We start from the raw sequence: 20,773 nt of genomic DNA on the forward strand, positions 1-20,773 counted from the left end.
AACGTGACGAGTTGTCCACGCGTGGCGTTACGCGACCTAACAGGATTGACTACGTAGAGTGAGGAAGTGTTGCCACACGGTGACTACAGGGGGAGATCATGAAAGGTAAGTTCATAGCGGCAGGTGGCGCCTTCGTCACGGCCGCCGCGCTCGTCGGCATGGCCACGCCGGCCAGCGCCAACCCGGTCGTCTGCGACCTGAGCGTGTCGGACGTGCGTCACTCGCTGCGTATCGACGCATGGGGCGTCTACGCGGGCCGCCGCGACGCCTCGGCCTGCAGCGGCAGCAAGCAGGACGAGGTCGAGCACGAGGTCAAGGACGAGGTCAAGCACGAGGCCGTCGAGCACGAGGCCATGAAGCCCGAGGTCACGCAGTACGAGGACATTGCGTACGAGGACGCGGAGGCCGAGGAAGCGCAGCACGAGAGCGTCAAGTTCGAGGACGGCAGGTTCGAGGACGTCAAGCACGAGGACGTCAAGCACGACGGCGCCGGTTACGACGAAGCCGGCTACGGCGAAGAGGCCGAGGGTGGCTGGGACAACGGTTCCTGGAACCGTGACCACTGGAACCAGGGCGACTGGCACCGCCACGGCCACGGGAACCAGGACAACTGGGACCGTGGCCACTGGGACGGCGGTCACTGGGACGGCGGCCACAGGGACGGCGGCCACTGGGACGGCGGCCACAGGGACGGCGGCCACTGGGACGGCGGCCACTGGGACGGCGGCCACTGGGACGGCGGCCACTGGGACGGTCGCTGGGACGGTCGCTGGAACGGCGGCTGGCACCGTGACCACGACCACGGCTGGGACCAGCGCGGTGTCTGGGCCCCGCGCGGCTGGGTGGGCTACGGCTGGCCCGGCTGGTACGCCCGCTTCTAAGGCCGGACCCGCAGCCGGTCAGAGCCGGTCGTGAAGGTCATTCCGGTTCGGTCCCGGGACACTGCCATGTGACCCGGGACCTCATGGTCACTCCCAGCTCCCCGCCCTCGGCTTCCCGTCGCACCGGGACCCCATGGTCTCTCCCTGTTCCCGCGACCCCGCGACCCCATGGTCTCCCCCTCAAGCCGTCACTCTGCGTAACGATGTCGGCATTCCTGGCGCGGGGACGCGGCGGGCCGCCTGTCGGGCCCGGACCCGTACCCCAGCCGCGGCCCCGGTGCTCAGCGGTCGACGATCTCGTTCTTGCCGATGACCACGACCCCGCCCCTGGTCAACGCGAAGCGCGTGCGGTCGTAGTCGAGGTCGAAGCCGATCCGGGCGCCGTCGGGGATCACCACGTTCTTGTCGATGATCGCCTTGCGCACGATCGCGCCCCGCCCGACCTTGACGTTCTCCATCAGCACGGAGTCCTCCACCAGCGAGTGCGAGTGGAGCACCACCTTGGGTGACAGGATCGACCTGATCGCCGTGCCGCCGGAGACGATCACGCCGGGGGAGACCAGCGAGTCGATCGCCCGCCCCACCCGGTCGCCGTCGTTGTGCACGAACTTGGCGGGCGGCAGCGGATCGTGGCCGGTGAAGATCGGCCACTTGTCGTTGTAGAGGTTGAACACCGGATGCGCCGAGATGAGGTCCATGTGGGCCTCGTAGTAGGCGTCGAGGGTGCCGACGTCGCGCCAGTAGCCGCGGTCGCGCTCGCTGGAGCCGGGGACGATGTTGTTGGCGAAGTCGTAGACGTCGGCGCCGCCCGACTTGACCAGCATCGGGATGATGTTGCCGCCCAGGTCGTGCTTGCTGGTCGGGTCGAGCGCGTCCTCGCGCAGCGCGTCGATCATCGACTGCGTCTTGAACACGTAGTTGCCCATCGAGGCGTACACCTCGTCGGGGGAGTCGGCCAGCCCCACCGCGTCCTTCGGCTTCTCCCTGAACGCGACGATCCGGCGGCCCTCAGGATCGGTCTCGATCACGCCGAACTGGTCGGCCAGCGACAGCGGCTGCCTGATCGCCGCCACCGTCACGTCCGCGCCGGAGTCTTCGTGCTGCTCGACCATCTGCCGCGGATCCATCCGGTAGATGTGGTCGGCGCCGAACACGATCACGTGCTCGGGCATCTCATCGTAGATCAGGTTCAAATTCTGGAAGAGCGCGTCCGCCGAGCCGGAGAACCAGCGCGGCCCGAGCCGCTGCTGCGCCGGCACCGGGGTGACGTAGTTGCCCAGCATCGCCGACAGCCGCCAGGTCCGCGAGACATGCCGGTCGAGGCTGTGGTTCTTGTACTGCGTCAGTACGACGATCTTCAGGAATCCGCCGTTGGCGAGATTGGACAGCACGAAATCGATGAGCCGATACATCCCCCCGAACGGCACCGCCGGTTTCGCCCGATCCGCCGTCAGCGGCATCAGCCTCTTGCCCTCTCCACCTGCCAGCACGACCGCAAGCACCCTCCGGGACCTCATGTCCAGGACGCTACCCTCAAATGGCCGATCTATCGACGAAAGCCCGCACGGTGAACTTCCTGCGTGTCCCGATTTGGTCACCGATGTACGAACCCAAGTGCCCGACCTTGGGCTTGTCGATGTGTTCCCGTTGCCCGCGCCCCCTTTAAGGTCTTCTCATGCGCGTTGATCTGCTCAGCCGGGAGTACCCGCCCGAGGTGTACGGCGGGGCCGGGGTGCACATGGAATATCTGGCCAGGGAGCTGCGGAAGCTGGCCGACGTACACGTGCGCTGTTTCGGGGCCGCGCGCGCCGAGGCGGGCGTCTCGGCCTACCGGGTGCCGGCCGGGCTTGAGGGCGCCAACGCCGCGCTCCAGGTGCTCGGCGTGGACCTGGAGATGGCCGCCGCCTGCGCCGGCGCCGACGTCGTCCACTCCCACACGTGGTACGCCAACTTCGCCGGGCATGTCGCGAAGATGCTCCACGGCGTACCCCACGTGATCACCACGCACAGTCTCGAACCGCTGCGGCCGTGGAAGGCCGAGCAGCTCGGCGGCGGCTACACGATCTCGTCCTGGTCCGAGCGCACCGCCCTGGCCGCCGCCGACGCGGTGATCGCGGTCTCGGAGGGCATGCGGCGCGACGTGCTCGCCGCCTACCCGGAGATCCCGCCCGAGCGGGTCAGCGTGATCCACAACGGCATCGACACGGCCCAGTACGCCCCAGACCGCGCCACCGACGTCCTGGCCAAGCACGAGGTCGATCCCACGAGGCCCTATGTCGTCTTCGTCGGCCGGATCACCCGCCAGAAGGGCCTGGTCCACCTCCTGCACGCGGCGCGCTCCTTCGACCCGGAGGCGCAGCTCGTGCTCTGCGCGGGCGCGCCCGACACCCCGGAGATCGCCGCCGAGGTGACCGAGCTGGTGCGCGGCCTCGACCGCGACGGCGTGCTCTGGATCCAGGAGATGCTGCCCAAGCCCGAGGTGATCCAGCTGCTGACGCACGCCACCGTGTTCGTGTGCCCGTCGGTCTACGAGCCGATGGGCATCGTCAACCTGGAGGCGATGGCCTGCGAGACGGCGGTGGTGGCCACGGCGACCGGCGGCATCCCCGAGGTGGTGGCCGACGGGGAGACCGGGCTGCTGGTGCCGATCTCCCAGGCCGCCGACGGCACCCCGCACGACCCCGAGCGCTTCGCCGCCGACCTGGCCGAGCGGGTCAACGCCCTGCTGCGCGATCCGGCGCGGGCGCGCGCCCTTGGGGTGGCGGGCCGTGAGCGCGCCATCGAACACTTCTCGTGGGAGCGCATCGCCCGCCGCACCCTGAAGCTCTACACGTCACTGACGGGCTGAGCCCAGGCCACAAACACGAGCCCGCCCCGCCGGCGCGGGCCGGCGGGGCGGGCGACGGTTGACGACGGTGGTCAGCGGACGCGTTCGAGGACCACGATCGGGATCTCCCGGTCGGTCTTCTTCTGGTACTCGTCGTAGTCGGGCCAGGTGGCGGCCATGACGCGCCACATCTCCGGCCTCTCCTCCGGGGTGGCGGTGCGGGCGCGGGCCTTGAACTTGTCGCCCTTCACCTGGGCCTCGACCTCCGGCTCCGCTTGCAGGTTCTTGAACCACTGCGGATGGTCGGGATCGCCGCCCTTGGACGCCACGAGCAGGTGGTAGTCGCCGTACTTCTGGTAGATGAGCGGCGTCGTGTAGGGCTGGCCCGACTTCCGTCCCTTGGTGGTCAGGAGCAGGACGGTGGTGTTGTTCCAGTCGTGGCCCTCGGCGCCGTCGGTTTCCTGGTAGCGCCTGACGTGTTCCTTGCCGTAGAGCATGATCCCCCTCTACCCCAGGGCGGCGTGACCTCACCGTTACGCGCCGGGGTCTGTACGGGAAGTTAACGCGGCTGGCACACTGCATTTGTGTAAGCGCTTACAGCCGCGATCATGAAAGCGCTTACATGAAAGGAAAGTCGCATGGACGTGACCATCTACGAAGTCGCCAAGCGGGCGGGCGTGTCGATCGCGACCGTGTCCAGGACGCTGCGCGGCACCGGCCCGGTGGCCGCGAAGACGCGGGAGAAGGTGCTCAAGGCCGTCGAGGAGCTGAACTACACGCCCAGCCGTCTGGGTGTCAGCCTCGCCGAGGGCCGCCACGCCGCCAACGGCATCGTCTTCCCCGACCTGGCCGGCCCGTACTACACGGAGGTCCTGCTCGGTTACGAGGAGGTCGCCTCCGAGCTGGGGCGCTCGGTGGTCATCCTGTCCACCAAGGGCCGCTCGAACGTCGGCGAGCTGGTCAAGGACCTCGCGGGGCGCGTCGACGGCATGCTGATCTTCGGCCACGCCGTGCCGGAGCCGCTGGTCGCCGAGCTGGTCCGGCTCGGCGTGCGGCTGGTGTTCATCTCGCGCGACCCGCTCGCCGGCGCCGACACGCTGCGCAGCGAGAACATCGCCTCCGCGCGGGCGCTGGCGGCCCATCTGACCGGCCACGGCTACGAGCACTTCGCCTTCCTCGGCGCCCCGCTGACCAGCAGGGACGACGTGGACGAGCGCTGGCAGGGGGTCAGGCACGCGCTCGGCGGCGCGATCGAGGCCGTGGACACCGGCCAGTACACCGTGGACTGCGGCTTCGAGGCCGCCAGGTCCCTGCTCAAGGGCAGGAACCGGCCGCGGGCCATCATCTGCTCCGACGACGAGGTGGCGCTGGGGGCGCTGCTCGCCGCCGAGGAGCTCGGCCTGGAGGTGCCCGGCGACGTGGCCGTCACCGGCTGGGACGACATCATGGCCGCCCGGCACGCCCGCCCGGCGCTGACCACCGTACGACAGCCGATGCGCGAGCTCGGCGCCCGCGCCGCCCGCGCGCTCGACGAACTGATCACCGGGACCCGCGACATCCCGAAGCACCTCATCCTGACCACCGAGCTGGTCATCCGCTCCAGCTGCGGTCACCACCCCCAGGAGGTACGAACGTGAACACCACCACCCGGCGCGCCGCCGTGGGCGCGCTGGCTCTCGCGCTCGTGGCGGCCGGCTGCGGCCGCAGTCAGCAGCAGGCGCCCGAGCAGGCGCAGAACGTCACGACCGGCAAGGTCTCGGGGGAGGTCACCGTCTGGGCGATGGGCGAGGAGGGCAAGGCGCTCGGTGATTTCGTCAAGGACTTCGAGAGCGCCAACCCCGGTGTGAAGGTCAACGTGACGGCCATCGGCTGGGACGTGGCGCACGACAAGATCACCGCGGCCATCGCCGGCGGCGCCACCCCGGACGTGAGCATGATCGGATCGACCTGGTCGGGCGAACTGGCCAAGACCGGTGCGCTCGAACCCACGCCCGCCAACCTGGTCGACAAGGCCGCCTTCTTCCCCGGCGCCTGGCAGACCGTGGACGTCAACGGCACCGCGTACGGCGTGCCCTGGTACGTCGAGACCCGCGTCCTGTACTACCGCACCGACCAGGCCGAGAAGGCGGGCGTGAAACCCCCGGCGACGTGGGAGGAGTTCACCGCGTTCGCCAGGGCGCTCAAGGAGAAGGGCGGCGCGAAGGACGGCTTCCAGCAGAGCTACACCCAGGGCGCAGCCTGGCAGGAGGTGCTGCCGCTGATCTGGCAGGCGGGCGGCGAGATCGTCAAGGACGGCGCCTACACCTTCGACACGCCCGAGACGGTGACCGCGCTCAAGCAGTACGCCTCGATGTTCGAGCAGAAGCTGGCCCCGAACAACACGGCCGAGGGCGCCTTCCCGCAGAGCTTCATCAAGGGCGAGATCGGCGGCTTCTTCTCCGGCCCGTGGATGATCGGCGTGCTGAACAACGACGGCGGCGCCGGGTTCGGCGACAAGTTCGACGTCGCCCCCTACCCCAAGGGCCCGGTGTCGGCGACGAGCTTCGTCGGCGGCTCCGACATGGCGGTGTTCAAGAAGGCGAAGAACCGCGACGCGGCCTGGACGTTCATCAAGTGGCTGAGCGAGCCGCAGGTGCAGGCGAAGTGGTACACGAAGGTCAAGGCGCTGCCCGCCGTCCAGGCCGCCTGGCAGGAGCCCGCACTCAAGGCCGACAAGCAGCTCGCGGTCTTCGGCGAGCAGCTCAAGGACGCCAGGACGCCGCCGCCGTTCCCGACCTGGGAGCAGGTGGCCAGGGTGCTGGAGAGCGAGCTGGAGAAGCTGGCCCGCGGCACCCAGACGCCCGAGCAGACGGCCAAGTCGATCCAGTCCCAGGCCGCCACCATCGGCACCGGCCTCTGAGCCCGTGACCGTCCGCACGAAGCCGGCGCCGGTCGCGCCGGCGCCGATCAGGATCAGGGGCGCGTTACGCCAGTCGGGCATCGGCTGGCTCTTCATCACGCCGTTCGTGGTCCTCTTCGCGGTCTTCTACCTCGGGCCGCTGCTGGTCGGCATCGGCATGAGCTTCACCGACATGCGCAGCACCGACGTGAGTGACCCGCTGGCCGTCGACCCGGTCGGGGTCGAGAACTACCTGCGGCTCATGAACGACGGCGCCATGCGCAGGGCGGCCCTCAACACCGTCGTCTTCGTGCTCACCACGCTGCCGCTCGCCGTCGGCCTCGGGCTGGCCGCGGCCGTGCTGCTCAACTCCGGCATCGCCCGCTTGCCCGCCGCGTTCTTCCGCCTCGGCTACTACCTGCCCAACATCACCAGCATCATCGGCATCGCGGTGGCCTGGAAGTTCCTGCTGGAGCCCGAGGCCGGGCTGGTCAACCGGCTGCTGGAGCTGGTGGGTGTCCAGGGCCCCAACTGGCTGCAGAACGAGAGCACCGCGCTGCCCTCGATCATCGTGATGACGGCCTGGCGCAGCTTCGGCTTCAACATGATCGTGCTACTGGCCGCGCTGCAGAGCATCCCCAGAGAGCTGTACGAGGCCGCCGAGGTCGACGGCGCGGGCCGCTGGGCCCGCTTCCGCTCGGTCACCGTGCCCTCGCTCCGCCCCGTGCTGCTGTTCTGCACCGTCTACAGCTCGGTCGGCTTCATGCAGTTCATGGAGGAGCCCCTGGTCATGACCAGGGGCGGGCCGCTCAACTCCACCCTGTCGGCCTCACTGGTGATCTTCAACCAGTTCGGGGTGGGCAACTACGGCTACGCGGGCGCCGCCTCGACGGTGCTGTTCACCGTGATCGTGGCGCTGGCCGTGCTGCAACTGAGGCTCGGGAGGCGCAGATGAGGCACGGAAGCACCCGCCGCCAGCGGGCGGTCGTCTACCTGGGGCTCGGCGTCGGCCTGGCCCTGGTCGCCGGACCCTTCCTGTGGACGGCACTCAGCTCGGTCAAGCCGGAACAGGAGATCAGGCGCGACCCGCCGACGTTCTGGCCCCAGACGTGGACGCTGGACAACTTCGCCGAGCTGTTCGACCGGGTCGACATCGGCACCGCGTTCGTCAACAGCACGTTCATCGCGCTCGTGCTGGTCGCCACCAACCTGCTGTTCTGCTCCATGGTCGGCTACGCCTTCGCCAAGCTCCGCTTCCGGGGCAGGAACGTGGCCTTCGCGCTGGTGCTGGTGCAGCTCGCGATCCCGGCGATCGTGCTGATGGTGCCGCAGTTCGTGCTGATCGCGAAGCTGGGCCTGGTCAACACGTTCGTCGGGATCATCCTGCCCACCGTGGTGACGCCGCTCGGCGTGTTCATGATGCGGCAGTTCATCTCCGACCTGCCCGACGAGCTGATCGACGCGGCCCGGGTCGACGGCGCCAGGGAGTTCCGCATCTTCTTCCGGATCATCCTGCCGCTGTGCGGGCCGCCGCTGGCCACGCTCGGCCTGATCACGTTCCTCGGCGCGTGGAACAACTTCCTGTGGCCGGCCGTCGTCGCGCAGAGCGAGGACATGTACACCCTGCCGGTCGCGCTCAACATCCTCAACGGCCACGAGGGCACCCACTACAACCTCCTGGTCGCCGGATCGGTCGTGGTGATCGCGCCGATCCTCATCCTGTTCGTCTTCCTGCAGCGCTTCTTCATCCAGGGCATCGCCACCACCGGCCTCAAGTAGAGGAGCACCTCATGCGTAAGACGGTCCTGTCCGCTCTGCTCGTGCTGTCCTTACCCGTGCTGTCATCCGTGCCTTCAGGGGCCGCGCAAGCTGCCGCCACTCCACCCGTCCACGGCGGCACCGACGCGGTCCTTCTCCGTTACGCCAAGGACACGTGGCGGTCGATGGACGCCATGGCGGTGCCGGCCACCGGCCTGCCCGCCGACAAGGTGACCGGCGACCTCAAGACCCGCGCCAAGGTCACCTCGCCGACCAACATCGGCACGTACCTGTGGAGCACGCTCACCGCCCGCGACCTGCGCCTGATCAGCGGCGCCGACGCCACCGCGAGAGTGGGCCGGGTGCTCACCGCGCTGGAGCGGATGGAGCGCAACGCCCCCACCGGCCAGTACTACAACTGGTACGACCCGGCCACCCTCGCCGTCATCACCACCTGGCCCGACTCCGGCGACGTCGTGCGCCCCTTCGCCTCCAGCGTCGACAACGGCTGGCTGGCCAGTGCGCTCATGATGGTCCGTACCGCCGTCCCCCGGCACGCCGCTCGCGCCGACCGGCTGGTCAACTCCATGAACTTCCGCGCCTACTACGACCCGGCCGCCCGCCCCGACGCCGGCACCGGCCTGCTGCGCGGCGGCTTCTGGCCCGACCCGCCGATCGAGTGCAACGTGGAGAGCGACTACGCCGGCACCGGCACGACCGTCTACTCCACCTGCCACCACTACGGCGCCCCCGCCGAGACCCGGATCGGCCAGTACGTGGGCATCGCGCTCGGCCAGCTGCCCCGCGAGAGCTACTTCGGCCCGTACCGCACCTTCCCCGACAACGGCTGCGACTTCGGCTGGCAGGAACAGAAGCCGGTCGGGTCGTGGAAGACGTACCTCGGCGTGAACGTCTGGGAGGGCACGTACGGCTACCGCGGCATGCGGTTCGTCCCGAACTGGGGCGGTTCGATGTTCGAGGCGCTCATGCCCGACCTGGTCGTCCCCGAGGCCAAGTGGGCGCCGAAGAGCTGGGGGCGCAACCACCCGGTCTTCGTCCGCGCCCAGATCGAGCACGGTCTGCAGGAGGCCCGCTACGGCTACTGGGGCTTCTCGCCGTCCAACGACCCCCACGGCACCTACCGCATCTACGGCGTCGACCCGCTCGGCATGGACGAGCCCGGCTACACCTCCGACGAGGAGGAGACCCGCGTCGACTACGGCTACGAGGGCTGCCGCCCCGCCCAGCCGGAGCCGACGAGCTACGGCAACGGCGTGGTGACGCCGCACGCCAGCTTCCTGGCGCTCCCGTACGCCAGGAACGCCGCCCTGGCCAACCTGGCCAAGCTGCGGGCCGGCTTCGACGCCTACGGCCCCGGCGGTTTCTACGACGCGATCGCGGTCCGCTCGGGGGCCGTGTCCAAGTGGTATCTGGCACTCGACCAGGGCATGGTCATGGGCGCCCTGGGCAACGTGCTCGCGAACGGCAACCTGCACCGCTACTTCGCGGGCTCCGGCGTGGAGCACCGGCTCCGGCCGGTCATGGCGATCGAAGAATGGGACGTTCGATGAATCGAGGCACATGCCGATGAGTACGGCCGCGCACCGCGACTGGCAGGAACGCGCCGGACAGCCGTCCGGCGAGACGACCGTCCCCGTGCCCGCGCTGGAGGCCCCGACCGGCCTGCGCGCGGTCCCGGGGGCCGGGCACGTGACGCTCACCTGGGATCCCGTGCCCGAGGCGATCGGCTACCTGGTGCACAGGGACGGCGTGCCCGCCGTGCCGCCCGAGGTGGACGTGCCCGCGGTGCCGTCCTGCCGGTTCGTGGACACCGGCCACGGGGCGGCCGCCTACACGGTGGCCGCCGTCATCGGCGCGGACACGACCGGGCCGTTCTGCCCGCCCGTCGAGGCCGCCCCGCTGCCCGCGTCCGATGCCGCCGTCTCCTTGCACGTGGACGCGGGGCGGGTGACGCGTGAGCTGCCCCGGCCGTGGGCGTACATGGTGGGATCGGAGCATCTGTCCCATCTGCTCAGCACCGACGAGAGCGGCGGCCGGCCCATCGGCGAGGAACTGGCCGAGGCGCTGCGCCTCGTGCACGAGCGGATCGGCGTGCGCACGGTCAGGGCGCACGCCATCCTCGGCGACGACCTCGGCGTCTACAAGGAGGGCGAGCCGTACGACTTCTCCGGCGTGGACGCCGTCTACGACAAGGTCGTCTCGCTCGGCCTGCGGCCGATCGTGGAGCTCGGCTACATGCCCCGTGACCTGGCCGCCGACCCGTCGAAGACGGTCTTCGACTACGCGGCCGTCATCTCGCCCCCCAAGGACTTCGAGGCGTGGGGCGACCTGGTCAGAGCCCTCGTCGAGCACCTCGCGGACCGTTACGGCATCCGCGAGCTGATCGACCACTGGGCCTTCGAGGTCTGGAACGAGCCGAACCTGGCCGTCTTCTGGTCCGGCACCCCCGAGGAGTACTTCCTGCTCTACGACGTCACCGCCGCCGCCGTGAAGAACGTGCACCCGGACCTGCGCGTCGGCGGCCCCTCCTCGGCCGCCAACGGCTGGGTCGAGGAACTGCTCGTCCACATCGCGGAGTCGGGCGCGCCGCTCGACTTCGTCTCCACGCACACGTACGGCAACGCGCCGCTCGACTGGCGACCCACGCTGGCCAGGCACGGCCACGACGTGCCCGTCTGGTGGACCGAGTGGGGGCCCACCCCGACCCACTTCCAGGGGATCGGCGACGGCGCGTTCGGGGCGGCGTTCGTCCTGCACGGCATGAAGTCGGCGGCCGGCCGCATCGACGCCCTGTCGCACTGGGTGGCCTCCGACCACTTCGAGGAGGTGGGCCGGCCGCCCAGGCTCTTCCACGGCGGCTTCGGCCTGCTCACCGTCGGCAACCTGCGCAAGCCCCGCTTCCACGCCCTCGCCCTGGCCGAACGGCTCGGCGGCCTGGAGGTGGCGGCCGAGGCCGGGGGCGACGTGGCGGGCGTCGAGGTGTGGGCGGCCCGCCACGACGACGGCCGGGTGGGCGTGCTCGTCTGGAACGGCACCCTCAACAACACCCAGGCGGCCGGAGCCCCCGAGCTGGACCGTACGATCACGCTCACCGTCGAGGGGCTGCGGGGCTCGTACACTCTCACCCACCACCGCATCGACGGCGAGCACACGAACGTGGAGGCGGCCTGGCAGGCGATGGGCGGGGGCGACTGGCCGCAGGGGGCGCAGTGGGAGGAACTGCGCGCGTACGACGAGCTCGCCGAACTCACCCCACCCGCCACCGTCACCGGCCCCACCCTCACCGTCACCTTCGACCTGCCCATGCCGGGGGTGAGTTTCCTCGAACTGACCCCCTGACCCGGCACTCGTCGTCGGCTTTCCGAGCGGGCGGTCGTGTGCGCGGGCCCTCAACGGGCGGTCGTGTGCGCGGGCCCTTGATCGGGCGGTCGTTTGCGTGAGCCCTGAACGGGCGGTTTGGTCCGCGGGACCGCGGTACTTGACCAGACAGTCGTATGCGCCGGACTCGACCGAGCGATCCTGTGCCCAGGACTCGACGGGACGGTTCTGTACGCGGGGCGCACGCCGGTGAGAGCCTGTGCTAATGACCGATCCGGCCGAGGCGTTGGCCGCCCGCATCGAGCGGTTCGAGCAGGCCGCGGATCCCGATCTCATCTGGGATCCCGCGGCGCTGGCCGAAGCCGAGCAGGCGATGCGGGCGTGCGCCGGCGACAGGACCGACGCCGCCGCCTGGCGGCTGATCGGCATGCTGCACCTGGCCCGCTACCGGCTCGACCGGCGCACCACGCAGGACGCCGCCGTGTCGGGCGCCTTCTTCGCCGCCGTGGCCGTGCTGGATCCCGGCCGGCTGCCGGAGAAGCTGCGCGGCTCCCGGCCGCTGGAGGAGTCGGCCGACACGTGGGCCGGGCTGGTGGAAGAGGTGTTCCGGCATGTGGACCCGTCCGCGTACCGGCACGTGGGGCTGCTGATCCACGCCCTGGTCCGCCGGGCCATGGCCGACCCGGTGCCGGAGGTCTCCGACCGGCTCGGCCAGTTCCTGCTCCAGGAGTCCATGCGCGCCACCGACCCCGCCTGGGCGCCGGGCGCGCTCGGGCTGCTCGGCGCGGGCCTGGTGCGCCAGTACACGCGCGGCGGGGAGCGGCACGTCATCGCCGACGCGGTCCACATGCTGCTGCGGGCGGCGCTCGGCGCGCATGGCGACACCTTGTACGCGGGCGAACTCGCCGCCGCCCTGGGCCTGGCGGCGCCCGACGACGAGGAACTGGTCCGGGCGTACCTCGCGGCGGTGGAGACCCCGCCCGGCGGCCAGGACCGGTCACGGGCGCTGCTGACGCTCGTCGACCTCACCCAGGCGCGGGCCGCGGCGTCGTACGCGGACGAGGACCTGCTGGCGTTCATCAGGGTCGGGCAGTGCGCACTGGACTTCTGGCACGAGCCGTGGGCCCATCCGGGGGTGCTGGCGCCGTACGCGGCGGGGCTGATCGAGTGGTTCGTCGTGACGGGGAACGAGAGCTCGCTGGAGGCGGGCCTGGAGATGCTGGACGCCCTGCACGTGACGCCGGACGAGACGGCGCGCGGTCTCGGCACGGACCCGGTGGTCCGGCTCGGCCTCCTCGGCGACCGGCGCTGGCACCGCTACGGCGTCACCGGCGACCCCGCCGACCTGGACACGGCCATCTCCGTCCTCCGCCGAGCCACCGACCTCTCCACCGCCGGCCGCGCGGGCATGGGCCGTTCTGGGCCGGGCGGTTCTGGTTCGGGCGGTTCTGGGCCGGGTGGACATCCCGACCGGCCACGGCTGCTCATCAATCTGGCGAACGCGCTGCTCAGGCGGGCTGTCGTGACTGGAGGCGACCCCTCCGAGCCGATCGCCGCCGCCCGCGCCGTCCTGGCCGCCCACGACGAGAACGACCCGGCCAGGGCCACGGCGCTGCTGCTGCTCGCCCAGGCCCTCAGGCTCGACCTCACCATGGCCAACGCCGACGAGGCCCTCGCCGCGCTGCGCGAGGCCCTGGGGGCGGGGGAACGGCTGGCGTTCAGGACGGAGGCGTACGGGCTGGTCTCCGAGCTGCTGTGCTGGCGCGCCACACAGACGGACGGCCGTCGCCAGGCCGAGGACCTGCGCGAAGCCGTGCTGGCCGCCCGCCAGGGCGTCGAGCTGGCCACCAAGGCCTCCCGCGACCAGGGACCCGCCCAGCGCAAGCTGTGCCGCGCCTTATTGGCCCGCCACTCGGCCTACGGCAACCCCCGCGACCTCACCGAAGCCCTCGCCCTGGCCGACACCGCCGACCTCACCGACCTACCCGAACTAACCCACGCCCTCGACACCACCCTCACCCCACCCCCTACCCCCGCCACCTCCGGGACTCCCACTCCTGGGACCGCCACTTCTGGGGCCGCCGCCCCTGCGACCGCCACCTCTGGGATCGCGGGCCCCGGGATCGCCACCCCTGGGGCCGCCGCTCCTGAGGGCGCCAGCTCTGGGGCCGAGGCTCCTGGGACCGCCGCCTCCAGGACTCCCACCTGTGGGACTGCCGCCCCTGGGGCCGCCGCTCCTGAGGTCGCCAGCTCTGGGGCTGCGGCTCCTGGGATCGTCGGCCCTGGGATCGTCGGCCCTGGGATCGCGGGCCCTGGCGCCCCTGGCACAGCTGCCCCTGGCACTCCGGTCCCCGACGCTTCGGCCTCCGCGCCCCCAGCCCCCGGTGCTCCGGCTCCCGTCACCGCTGAGCCGGTCACTCCCAAGCCGGTCAACCCGGAGTCCGTCCCGTCACGGCCTGTCACACCAGCCCTCGACACCCCAGCTCCCAGCACCTCGGCCCCCAGCACCCCGGCCCCCAGCACCCCGGCCCCCGAGACCCCAGCCTTCGGCACTCCAGCCCTCGAGACACCGGCCCCCGAGACGTCAGCATCCGACACCCCAACACCCGAGACGCCAAGCCCTGTCACCCAGGTTCCCTCGACCCCCGCCCCTCCCATCCGGCCGCCGCTGGTCGTGGATGAGCAGCTCGCCGTGGCCGCCACCGAGCTGGCCTTGCGCTCTCCGGACGAGGACCTGGCGCTCAAGCTGCTCCGCCTGGCCGAGCTCCGAGCCGAAGGCAGCGGGGAACGCGGCGAGTTCCTGCTCGGAACCGCACTGCGCCTGGCCGACGCGGGCCGCCCGAAGGCCGCGGGCGCGGTGCTGGAACGGGCGGCGGCGGCCTTCGAGGCGGCCGGGCTGCGGTCGCGGGCGGCGTACGCGCTGTCACGGCTGGGGGCAGGACACGAGGCGTCGGGGGAGTCGTCCCGTGCCCTGGAGGCGTACGCGCGCGCGGCGGCCGTCTACCACGACCTCGGCGACCCCGCCGCCGAGGCGCGCCAGTTCGGCCACATGGGCGCGCTTCACCTGAGGACCGGCGACCCCGTTCGCGCCGTGGAGCACCACCTGCGCGCCGTGGCCGTGTGCGAGGAGGCCGGGCTGCCGGAGGACGAGGCGCGGCACCAGGACGCGGCTGCGGTGGCGCACCTGGCCGCGGGCGACCCGGAGGAGGCCGTCAGTTGCGCGGTCAGGGCGCGCGCGCTCCACCTCGCGCTCGGGGAGAGCGTCGCCGCCGCCAAGGCGCTCGTCCACGCCGCCAGGGCCGCCGTCGACCAGGACGACCTCAAGGCCTCCGCCGAACGCATGGCCGCCTGCGCCATCGAGCTGGAGGCAGCCGGGGCATGGGAGGAGGCGTGCGCGGCCCTCGACGCTCATTCGGTGCTGCTGTCCGGGCGGGGACATCCCGGCTACGCCGCCGCCTGCGAGACCAGGCTGGTGGAGATCGTCCGGCGCAAGGGGCAGCGGCGCGAGCCCGCCGACGAGTGGTACCGGATCGCGCAGCGCCGCCGCGGCCGTGGGGACGTCGACGGCGCCAGGGTCGCCTTCGACCTGGCCGAACGCGAGTACGAGGCCATCGGGCACCGCGACGGAGCCGGGGCCGTCCGTTACAACCTGGGCTGCCTGGCGTACGCGGAGGGCGATGCGGAACGGGCGCTGGCGGCGTTCGGGGTGGCGGCGGAGGCGTTCGCCGGACTGCGGGCGCGGGCGAAGGAGGCGGCGGCGGTGAGCATGCGCGCCTCCTGCCTGACGGCCCTCGACCGTGCCGAGGAAGCGTCAGAAGACCTCGAACGGGCCCTGGAGCTGGCCGCCGCCGAGGGCGACCTGGAGACGCTGCTGATCGCCACCCTCGGCCGGGCCGCGGTGGACGTGGAGCTGGGCGAGTTCCGGGAGGCCGGTGAACGTCTGCAGTCGGCGCTCGGGCTGGCCGGCGGGGACGCGCTCAAGGAAGCCGTCGTCCACGACCGGCTGGCCGCGCTCGCCGCCCGTACCGGAGACCTCGGAGCCCGGACGCGGGCCCTGGAGGCGGCACTGGCGGGCTTCCGCGACGGGGGCCGGCACCGTTCGGCCGCGCTGGCCTCGATCAAGCTGGGGTTCGCCCTGGAGGCGCAGGGCGAGTTCCGCCGCGCCAGGGCTGCTCTGGAGGAGGGACTAGCAGGTCTGGAGGCGGCGGCCGACGACGACAGCCCTCCGGCCGGAGCGCCGTTCGAGATCATCGCGGCCATGGCGGGGGAGATGGACGCCGCCGTCCTGTCCCGCCTGGCCGGCATCCAGCTCGCCCTCGGCGACCTCACCCGCGGCCGCGCCACCCTGACCAGAGCCCTCGCCTCCCTCGGTACGGGGGGTCGGCGCGAGGGTTCATCGGAACGCCTGGAGTCGTGGCTCCGCCTGGCCGAGGCCGAATCGTCCGGCGACCTCCCGACGGCCCGCACCCTCGCCCACCACTTCCTCACCCGCTCCTCATCCACCGCTTCACCCGGCTCTGGTGGTTGGGACGGCGACCATGACCTCGCCGACCGTTCCTACCTCCTGGCCAGGCTCTCGTACTACTGCCGCGAGCTGGGCGACCTGCCCGCCGCCTACGATCACGCCCTCCAGGGGTACGAGCTACGTGACGAACGGATCGTCGAACACCTCCGGAACCTGGGCGCGGCGGCCACTGAACTGGGCCGGACGGAGGAGGCGGCCACCCACCTGTCCAGGGCGGTCGAGCTGGCCAGGGACGAGGCCACCGCGTTCCCCGCCCACCTCGTCCAATCCCTCGGCCTCCTCGCCGCCGCCCTCACGGACCTGGCCCGCTGGTCCGAGGCCGCGCGGACGTACGAGGAGAGTCTGGCTCTGGTCGAGGCCCCCATCTGGCGCGCACTCCGAGCCCCGCTGCTGACCGGCCGCGCGGACCTCCACCTCAAGCTGGGCGAGCTGAACGAGGCCGCGACCCGCTACCACGAGGCCATCGCGCTCGGCGAGGAACTGGCCGCCCCACCCGGCCTCGCCGCTGCCTACGCCGGCCTGGCCCTGGTCCACGAGCTGCGCGGGGAGCCCACGAAGGGACGTCCTTTCGCCGACCGAGCCCTGACCCTCGAACGAGAACACGGCCGCCCGCGCGGCACGGTCCTGGCCCTCCTCGCCCTCGCCCGCCTGGAACGAGCTGCGCGGCGTGAGGAGGCGGCCAAGGAGACGGAAGCGGCGAGGGAAGGGAAGGCGGAGGCGCGGCCGAGGGAAGCGCTATCAGGCACAGCGCAGCTTGAGCGGGCATGGCTGGAAGAAGCGCTCGACCTGCCGCAGGAACTCGGTTTCCGCGCCGGAGAGGCCGTCGCGCTCGTCCGTCTGGGCGCCCTCGACCTCGCCGCCGTGCGCGACCCAGCCACCGCCCGCACCGCCCACGCCCCCGGCACCGGGACTCACGCCGACGCCGACGCTCACACCGCCACCGAGGCCCCTGGCGCAGGGGCGGCCACAGGCATCCGCGTGCCCGCCGATTCCCCTGCCGACGCCGATTCCCAGGCCCGCACTCATGCCTACGCCGCCGCATACCGCCGGTTGTCTGCGGCGATCGAGCTGCTGACTGACCTGGGGCATGATCTGGAGCTCGCCCCCGCCTGTCACCACCGCTCGATCGCCGCCGAAGAACTAGGCGACCTCCCCGCCGCCCTCGCCGACGCCGAACGCGCCCATGCTCTGGGCCACAAGGCCGCCCAAGACCGCGTGATCCGCCTCGCCACCCACCTGAACCAGGGCATGACGGCCTGGACCCACGCCGAAGACGCCAAGCACCACACCCTCACCACCCACCTGGCCCCCGCCCACCGCCAACCTTCTCTCAGCACTCCGGTAGACCGCCCGGATTCCGAACATCAGCCGTTTTCTCCCGGCCCGCTGACCGGCTACCTGGATTCCGAGCATCGCCTGGCTTCTCCCGGTGCGTCGGCCGGTCGCCCGGATCACGGACATCAGCCACCTTCTCCTGACAGGCCCGCCGCACATTCCAGCCCCCAGGTTTGGCCAGCCCCCTATGGCGTGCCCACCGAGTTGCTGGAGGCGGAGCAGCGAGGGCTGGAGGCCGTTCGCACGCTCATGTCGGCGGCCCGCAACACCCGCGACCCGGAACGCGCCGCCCACCTCACCCGCCGCGCCCACACAGCCCGAGCCGATCTGGACGATCTTTGGCGTCGCATGGAGCCCCTGGCCCCCGACCACGTCGCCCTGCGCCGAGGCACCCCACCCAGCCGAGCCGACCTCGACGCCCTCGTGAACGCCCCCGACCGTCGCGGCGGGCCGGCACCGAGAGCATCGGCAACGTCGATGGGTGTGGTGACGGCGTTGCTCGGGTTTCATGTCGGGGAAAAGACTGTGACCGTGCTGGCGCACCGCACCGGCTGGGCCGAGCCGCGTGCCTTCCCCACTGCGGTCGATCGTCCCCTTCTGGCCGAGTTCCTGCGCGCCGCCGACGGTCGCCGGCCCGGTCTGCTCGACATCGAGGCCCGCCGGCACCGTGCGGACCTCTGGCGCCGCCTGGCCGACCTTCTTCTGTCAGAGGCGGTCCAAGCCCTGGGCGACGACGTGGACCTGCTCCACCTGATCCCGCACGCAGCGCTGCACCGCGTCCCGCTGCATGCCCTGGCCCCGGACGGTCGTTCGCTGATCGAACGCTTCCCTGTCACCTACGCCCCCTCCGCCGCAGTCCTGTCGGGGCTGACGAGAAGGGCTCCGGCGCGGGGACGAGACTCCTTGGTCCTCTCCTTCACCCCCGATGCCGCTGAGCGTCCGGTGGTGGAGTCCGAGGCCCGGGACGCCGCCGCCCTGCTCGGCACCACCCCTCGCCAGGCCACCACGCACGCCCTGGCCCGGAGCCCTCAGAACGGCTCGTGGCGCGTGGTGCACCTGGCCTGCCGTGCCGTCGAGGATCCCGCCGACCCGTTCGCCGCGGGCATCCGTCTCGCCGACGGACTCCTCACCGCCCGCGACCTCATGAGCATGCGCCTGGACGTCGGCCTCGTGCTCGTCACGGCCCGCGAACCCACGCACGAGCCGACCGGCGAAACAGCCCATGAAACGGCCCGTGCATCCGCCCAGGTAGCGGACCAGGTGAGGGACCGCGAGGCCGCGCACGAGGCCGCCTCCGAGAGGGGACACGGCGTCGGCACGCACGACGGTCTGGTCGGGCTGGGGTACGGGCTGCTGCATGCCGGCGCGGGGGCTGTGGTGCTCTCGTTGTGGCCGGTGTCCGCCGAGATCACCCGGGCTCTCATGCGCGACCTGCACACCAGGCTCCACGCGGGCGAAGGCCCGGCGCATGCCCTGCGCGCCGCCGTACTCGGCCTGCGTGAGCTCTACGGCTCCGCCGAGCCGGAGCTGTGGGCGTCGTACGTACTGGTCGGCCTTCCTGACGGCTCCCCGGCCCACTTGGACGACGGCATGAGCGTGACCAGCACCAGATAGCCGAAGAACCCGACCACCAGCCCCACCGCGTAACCCCCGAACACGTCGGCCAGATCGAGCAGCGCCACAACCAGCCCACCACCCACGGCAGCCAGCACCGCAGCCAACTCAGCCAGCCCACCACCAGCCAGTCCACCACCGGCAGACCCGCCGCCGGACGGTCTGCGCCGCAGCAGGCCGAACGTGATCCAGCCGATCACCAGCCCGAAACAGATCGCGCCGAGCACCGCCATAACGGGACCTCCAAGTCGCCGGGCCGTCACCGCCACGGAGGGCGTCGCGGTGCTCGCCCCGCCGGAAGGATCACCGTTCACGATCGCACGCGACGCCCCCAACCCGCCAGAGCCGTGCCCTCACCAGCCGGAGCCACGCCCCCGTCGGCCATAGCCGTCACCTGCCGGCCGGGAGCTGTACTCGCCCGGCAAGAGCCGTGCCCTGTCCGGTCAGTGCCGTGACCCGTACCTTCGAAACCCGAGGGGCTGCAGCCTCCGCCTGACCAGCGCCCGGGGACTACAGGTAGGACCTGGCGGCGCTCACCAGTTCGGCCGCCGCGTCCCGCGTGTCGACGTGGATGGCGAGCTCTGGGGTACGTTCGCGCACGTCCTGATCCCGGATCGCGAACACGGCCGGCGCCACCCCGACGTCCCCGTACCGCTCGGTCACCGCCTGCCCGATCGCCCGCCGCACGTCGCCGACCACCTCGCGCGTGGTGTGACCGGCGCCGGAGGCGGCGAGGTAGCCGAGCATGCCGGCGAAGCGCAGCTCGCCCTCGGCGGCGGGGCTCTGCTCGGGCAGCACCGGCCGGTCCAGCCAGAACACCCGGCCCACCAGGAAAGCCTCGTAGCCGTCGTCGCCGAGCACGCGCGCCGTCTCGGCGAGCAACTCACCGAACTCGGCCAGCTCCGCCTCGGGCGGCAGGTCCGTGGTGACGAACAAGGGCACGATCAGCGAGTCGAGCATGTGACTATCCCTCCGTGAGGTGCCTCATCGTAGGATGCCCCACCGACAATCTCGGCGCTCGCCACACGCAAGACGCACCACCGGCCCTTCCGGCACCCGCGTGAGACCCCGGCGAGGCCGTGCGTAGGATCGCGGGAATGGCGACGGCTCTTCTGATCACCGGCACCGTGGGCGCGGGCAAGACCACGGTGGCCGACTTCGCGGGTGACCTGCTCATCGAGGCGGGCGTGCCCAACGCGGTCATCGACCTCGACTGGCTGCGCCGGGCCTGGCCGGCGCCCCCGCGCGACCCGTACAACGGCGCCCTGACCCTGCGCAACCTGCGCGCCGTCGCCGCGAACTTCCTGGCCGCCGGAGCCGAGCGGCTCGTGCTCGCGGGCGTCATCGAGAGCCGGGAGGAGCGGCTCGCCCACGAGGAGGCGCTCGGCGTCCCGCTCGCGGTCTGCCGCGTGCACGTGGATCTCCCATTGGTACGCCGCCGGCTGCGGGCCCGCCACGCGCTCGACCCCAAGGCGCTTGACCGTCACCTCGAAAGGTCAGGGGAATTGCAGTCGATCCTCGACGGGGCCGGGGTGGAGGACTACGCCGTGGACGGGACCCATGGCACGCCCGAGGAGGTCGCGGCCCTGGTGCTCAAGGGCTGGCAGACCAACTAG

14 protein-coding genes are annotated in these 20,773 nt (G+C 71.6%); 10 read left to right on the forward strand and 4 right to left on the reverse strand.

From position 1 onward, the window contains the following. Positions 1–98 precede the first annotated feature (98 nt). The gene (locus AB0C28_RS27015; RefSeq protein ID WP_358078285.1) at positions 99–881 is read left to right on the forward strand and encodes a hypothetical protein; all 783 of its coding nucleotides are present in this window, start codon (positions 99–101) and stop codon (positions 879–881) included. Positions 882–1,162: 281 nt separating this feature from the next. Here AB0C28_RS27015 and glgC read toward each other — a convergent pair whose 3' ends face one another. Continuing rightward, entirely contained in the window at positions 1,163–2,398 is a 1,236-nt protein-coding gene (gene glgC, locus AB0C28_RS27020; RefSeq protein WP_106249675.1) for a glucose-1-phosphate adenylyltransferase, read from the reverse strand. Between the two features lie 158 nt (positions 2,399–2,556). Here glgC and glgA point away from each other — a divergent pair, with 158 nt between their 5' ends. Beyond that, a complete protein-coding gene (glgA, locus tag AB0C28_RS27025) occupies positions 2,557–3,729 on the forward strand; it encodes a glycogen synthase (RefSeq protein ID WP_358078288.1) in 1,173 nt (390 codons plus the stop codon). A gap of 71 nt (positions 3,730–3,800) precedes the next feature. Here the strand turns inward: glgA and AB0C28_RS27030 are convergent, their stop codons facing one another. Continuing rightward, positions 3,801–4,205 carry a nitroreductase family deazaflavin-dependent oxidoreductase gene (locus AB0C28_RS27030; RefSeq protein ID WP_357850559.1) on the reverse strand — a complete coding sequence of 135 codons (405 nt, stop codon included), beginning with the start codon at positions 4,203–4,205 and terminating at the stop codon, positions 3,801–3,803. Between the two features lie 141 nt (positions 4,206–4,346). Between AB0C28_RS27030 and AB0C28_RS27035 the strand changes: the two genes are divergently transcribed. The 7 genes from AB0C28_RS27035 to AB0C28_RS27065 all read left to right on the forward strand — a co-directional run bounded on the left by AB0C28_RS27035 (position 4,347) and on the right by AB0C28_RS27065 (position 19,157). Then, entirely contained in the window at positions 4,347–5,345 is a 999-nt protein-coding gene (locus AB0C28_RS27035; RefSeq protein ID WP_357850562.1) for a LacI family DNA-binding transcriptional regulator, read from the forward strand. Next, positions 5,342–6,607 (forward strand): sugar ABC transporter substrate-binding protein, encoded by a 1,266-nt coding sequence (locus AB0C28_RS27040; RefSeq protein WP_357850565.1) that lies wholly within the window; start codon positions 5,342–5,344, stop codon positions 6,605–6,607. Before AB0C28_RS27035 ends, AB0C28_RS27040 begins: the two co-directional genes overlap by 4 nt. A gap of 4 nt (positions 6,608–6,611) precedes the next feature. Then, positions 6,612–7,541, forward strand: a complete 930-nt coding sequence (locus AB0C28_RS27045; protein WP_358078291.1) for a sugar ABC transporter permease — start codon at positions 6,612–6,614, stop codon at positions 7,539–7,541. Then, positions 7,538–8,365, forward strand: coding sequence for a carbohydrate ABC transporter permease (locus AB0C28_RS27050; RefSeq protein ID WP_357850571.1), 828 nt, complete (start codon positions 7,538–7,540; stop codon positions 8,363–8,365). The genes AB0C28_RS27045 and AB0C28_RS27050 overlap by 4 nt, the downstream gene beginning before the upstream one ends. Positions 8,366–8,376: 11 nt before the next feature. Then, a complete protein-coding gene (locus AB0C28_RS27055) occupies positions 8,377–9,915 on the forward strand; it encodes a glucoamylase family protein (protein ID WP_357850574.1) in 1,539 nt (512 codons plus the stop codon). Positions 9,916–9,925: 10 nt separating this feature from the next. Continuing rightward, positions 9,926–11,704 (forward strand): hypothetical protein, encoded by a 1,779-nt coding sequence (locus AB0C28_RS27060; protein WP_358078294.1) that lies wholly within the window; start codon positions 9,926–9,928, stop codon positions 11,702–11,704. A 244-nt stretch (positions 11,705–11,948) separates the two neighbouring features. Continuing rightward, positions 11,949–19,157: a CHAT domain-containing protein gene (locus tag AB0C28_RS27065; RefSeq protein WP_358078297.1), complete on the forward strand. Its 7,209-nt coding sequence runs from the start codon at positions 11,949–11,951 to the stop codon at positions 19,155–19,157. Here AB0C28_RS27065 and AB0C28_RS27070 read toward each other — a convergent pair. Beyond that, on the reverse strand, positions 19,049–19,471 hold the full coding sequence (locus AB0C28_RS27070; RefSeq protein ID WP_357850583.1) for a hypothetical protein: 423 nt from the start codon (positions 19,469–19,471) through the stop codon (positions 19,049–19,051). The genes AB0C28_RS27065 and AB0C28_RS27070 overlap by 109 nt on opposite strands. 196 nt (positions 19,472–19,667) lie before the next feature. Continuing rightward, a complete protein-coding gene (locus AB0C28_RS27075; RefSeq protein WP_357850586.1) occupies positions 19,668–20,117 on the reverse strand; it encodes a hypothetical protein in 450 nt (149 codons plus the stop codon). A gap of 137 nt (positions 20,118–20,254) precedes the next feature. Here AB0C28_RS27075 and AB0C28_RS27080 point away from each other — a divergent pair, with 137 nt between their 5' ends. Beyond that, the gene (locus AB0C28_RS27080) at positions 20,255–20,773 is read left to right on the forward strand and encodes an adenylyl-sulfate kinase (RefSeq protein WP_358078301.1); all 519 of its coding nucleotides are present in this window, start codon (positions 20,255–20,257) and stop codon (positions 20,771–20,773) included.

It is taken from the genome of Nonomuraea sp. NPDC048892, from assembly GCF_040649735.1.
GTDB lineage: Bacteria > Actinomycetota > Actinomycetes > Streptosporangiales > Streptosporangiaceae > Nonomuraea > Nonomuraea maheshkhaliensis.

What these genes read in the sequence shown, in the direction of transcription:
- AB0C28_RS27015 (WP_358078285.1), top strand. Translation starts at nt 99, where the DNA reads ATGAAAGGTAAGTTCATAGCGGCAGGTGGCGCCTTCGTCACGGCCGCC.
- glgC (WP_106249675.1), bottom strand. Translation starts at nt 2,398, where the DNA reads ATGAGGTCCCGGAGGGTGCTTGCGGTCGTGCTGGCAGGTGGAGAGGGC.
- glgA (WP_358078288.1), top strand. Translation starts at nt 2,557, where the DNA reads ATGCGCGTTGATCTGCTCAGCCGGGAGTACCCGCCCGAGGTGTACGGC.
- AB0C28_RS27030 (WP_357850559.1), bottom strand. Translation starts at nt 4,205, where the DNA reads ATGCTCTACGGCAAGGAACACGTCAGGCGCTACCAGGAAACCGACGGC.
- AB0C28_RS27035 (WP_357850562.1), top strand. Translation starts at nt 4,347, where the DNA reads ATGGACGTGACCATCTACGAAGTCGCCAAGCGGGCGGGCGTGTCGATC.
- AB0C28_RS27050 (WP_357850571.1), top strand. Translation starts at nt 7,538, where the DNA reads ATGAGGCACGGAAGCACCCGCCGCCAGCGGGCGGTCGTCTACCTGGGG.
- AB0C28_RS27055 (WP_357850574.1), top strand. Translation starts at nt 8,377, where the DNA reads ATGCGTAAGACGGTCCTGTCCGCTCTGCTCGTGCTGTCCTTACCCGTG.
- AB0C28_RS27060 (WP_358078294.1), top strand. Translation starts at nt 9,926, where the DNA reads ATGCCGATGAGTACGGCCGCGCACCGCGACTGGCAGGAACGCGCCGGA.
- AB0C28_RS27065 (WP_358078297.1), top strand. Translation starts at nt 11,949, where the DNA reads ATGACCGATCCGGCCGAGGCGTTGGCCGCCCGCATCGAGCGGTTCGAG.
- AB0C28_RS27075 (WP_357850586.1), bottom strand. Translation starts at nt 20,117, where the DNA reads ATGCTCGACTCGCTGATCGTGCCCTTGTTCGTCACCACGGACCTGCCG.
- AB0C28_RS27080 (WP_358078301.1), top strand. Translation starts at nt 20,255, where the DNA reads ATGGCGACGGCTCTTCTGATCACCGGCACCGTGGGCGCGGGCAAGACC.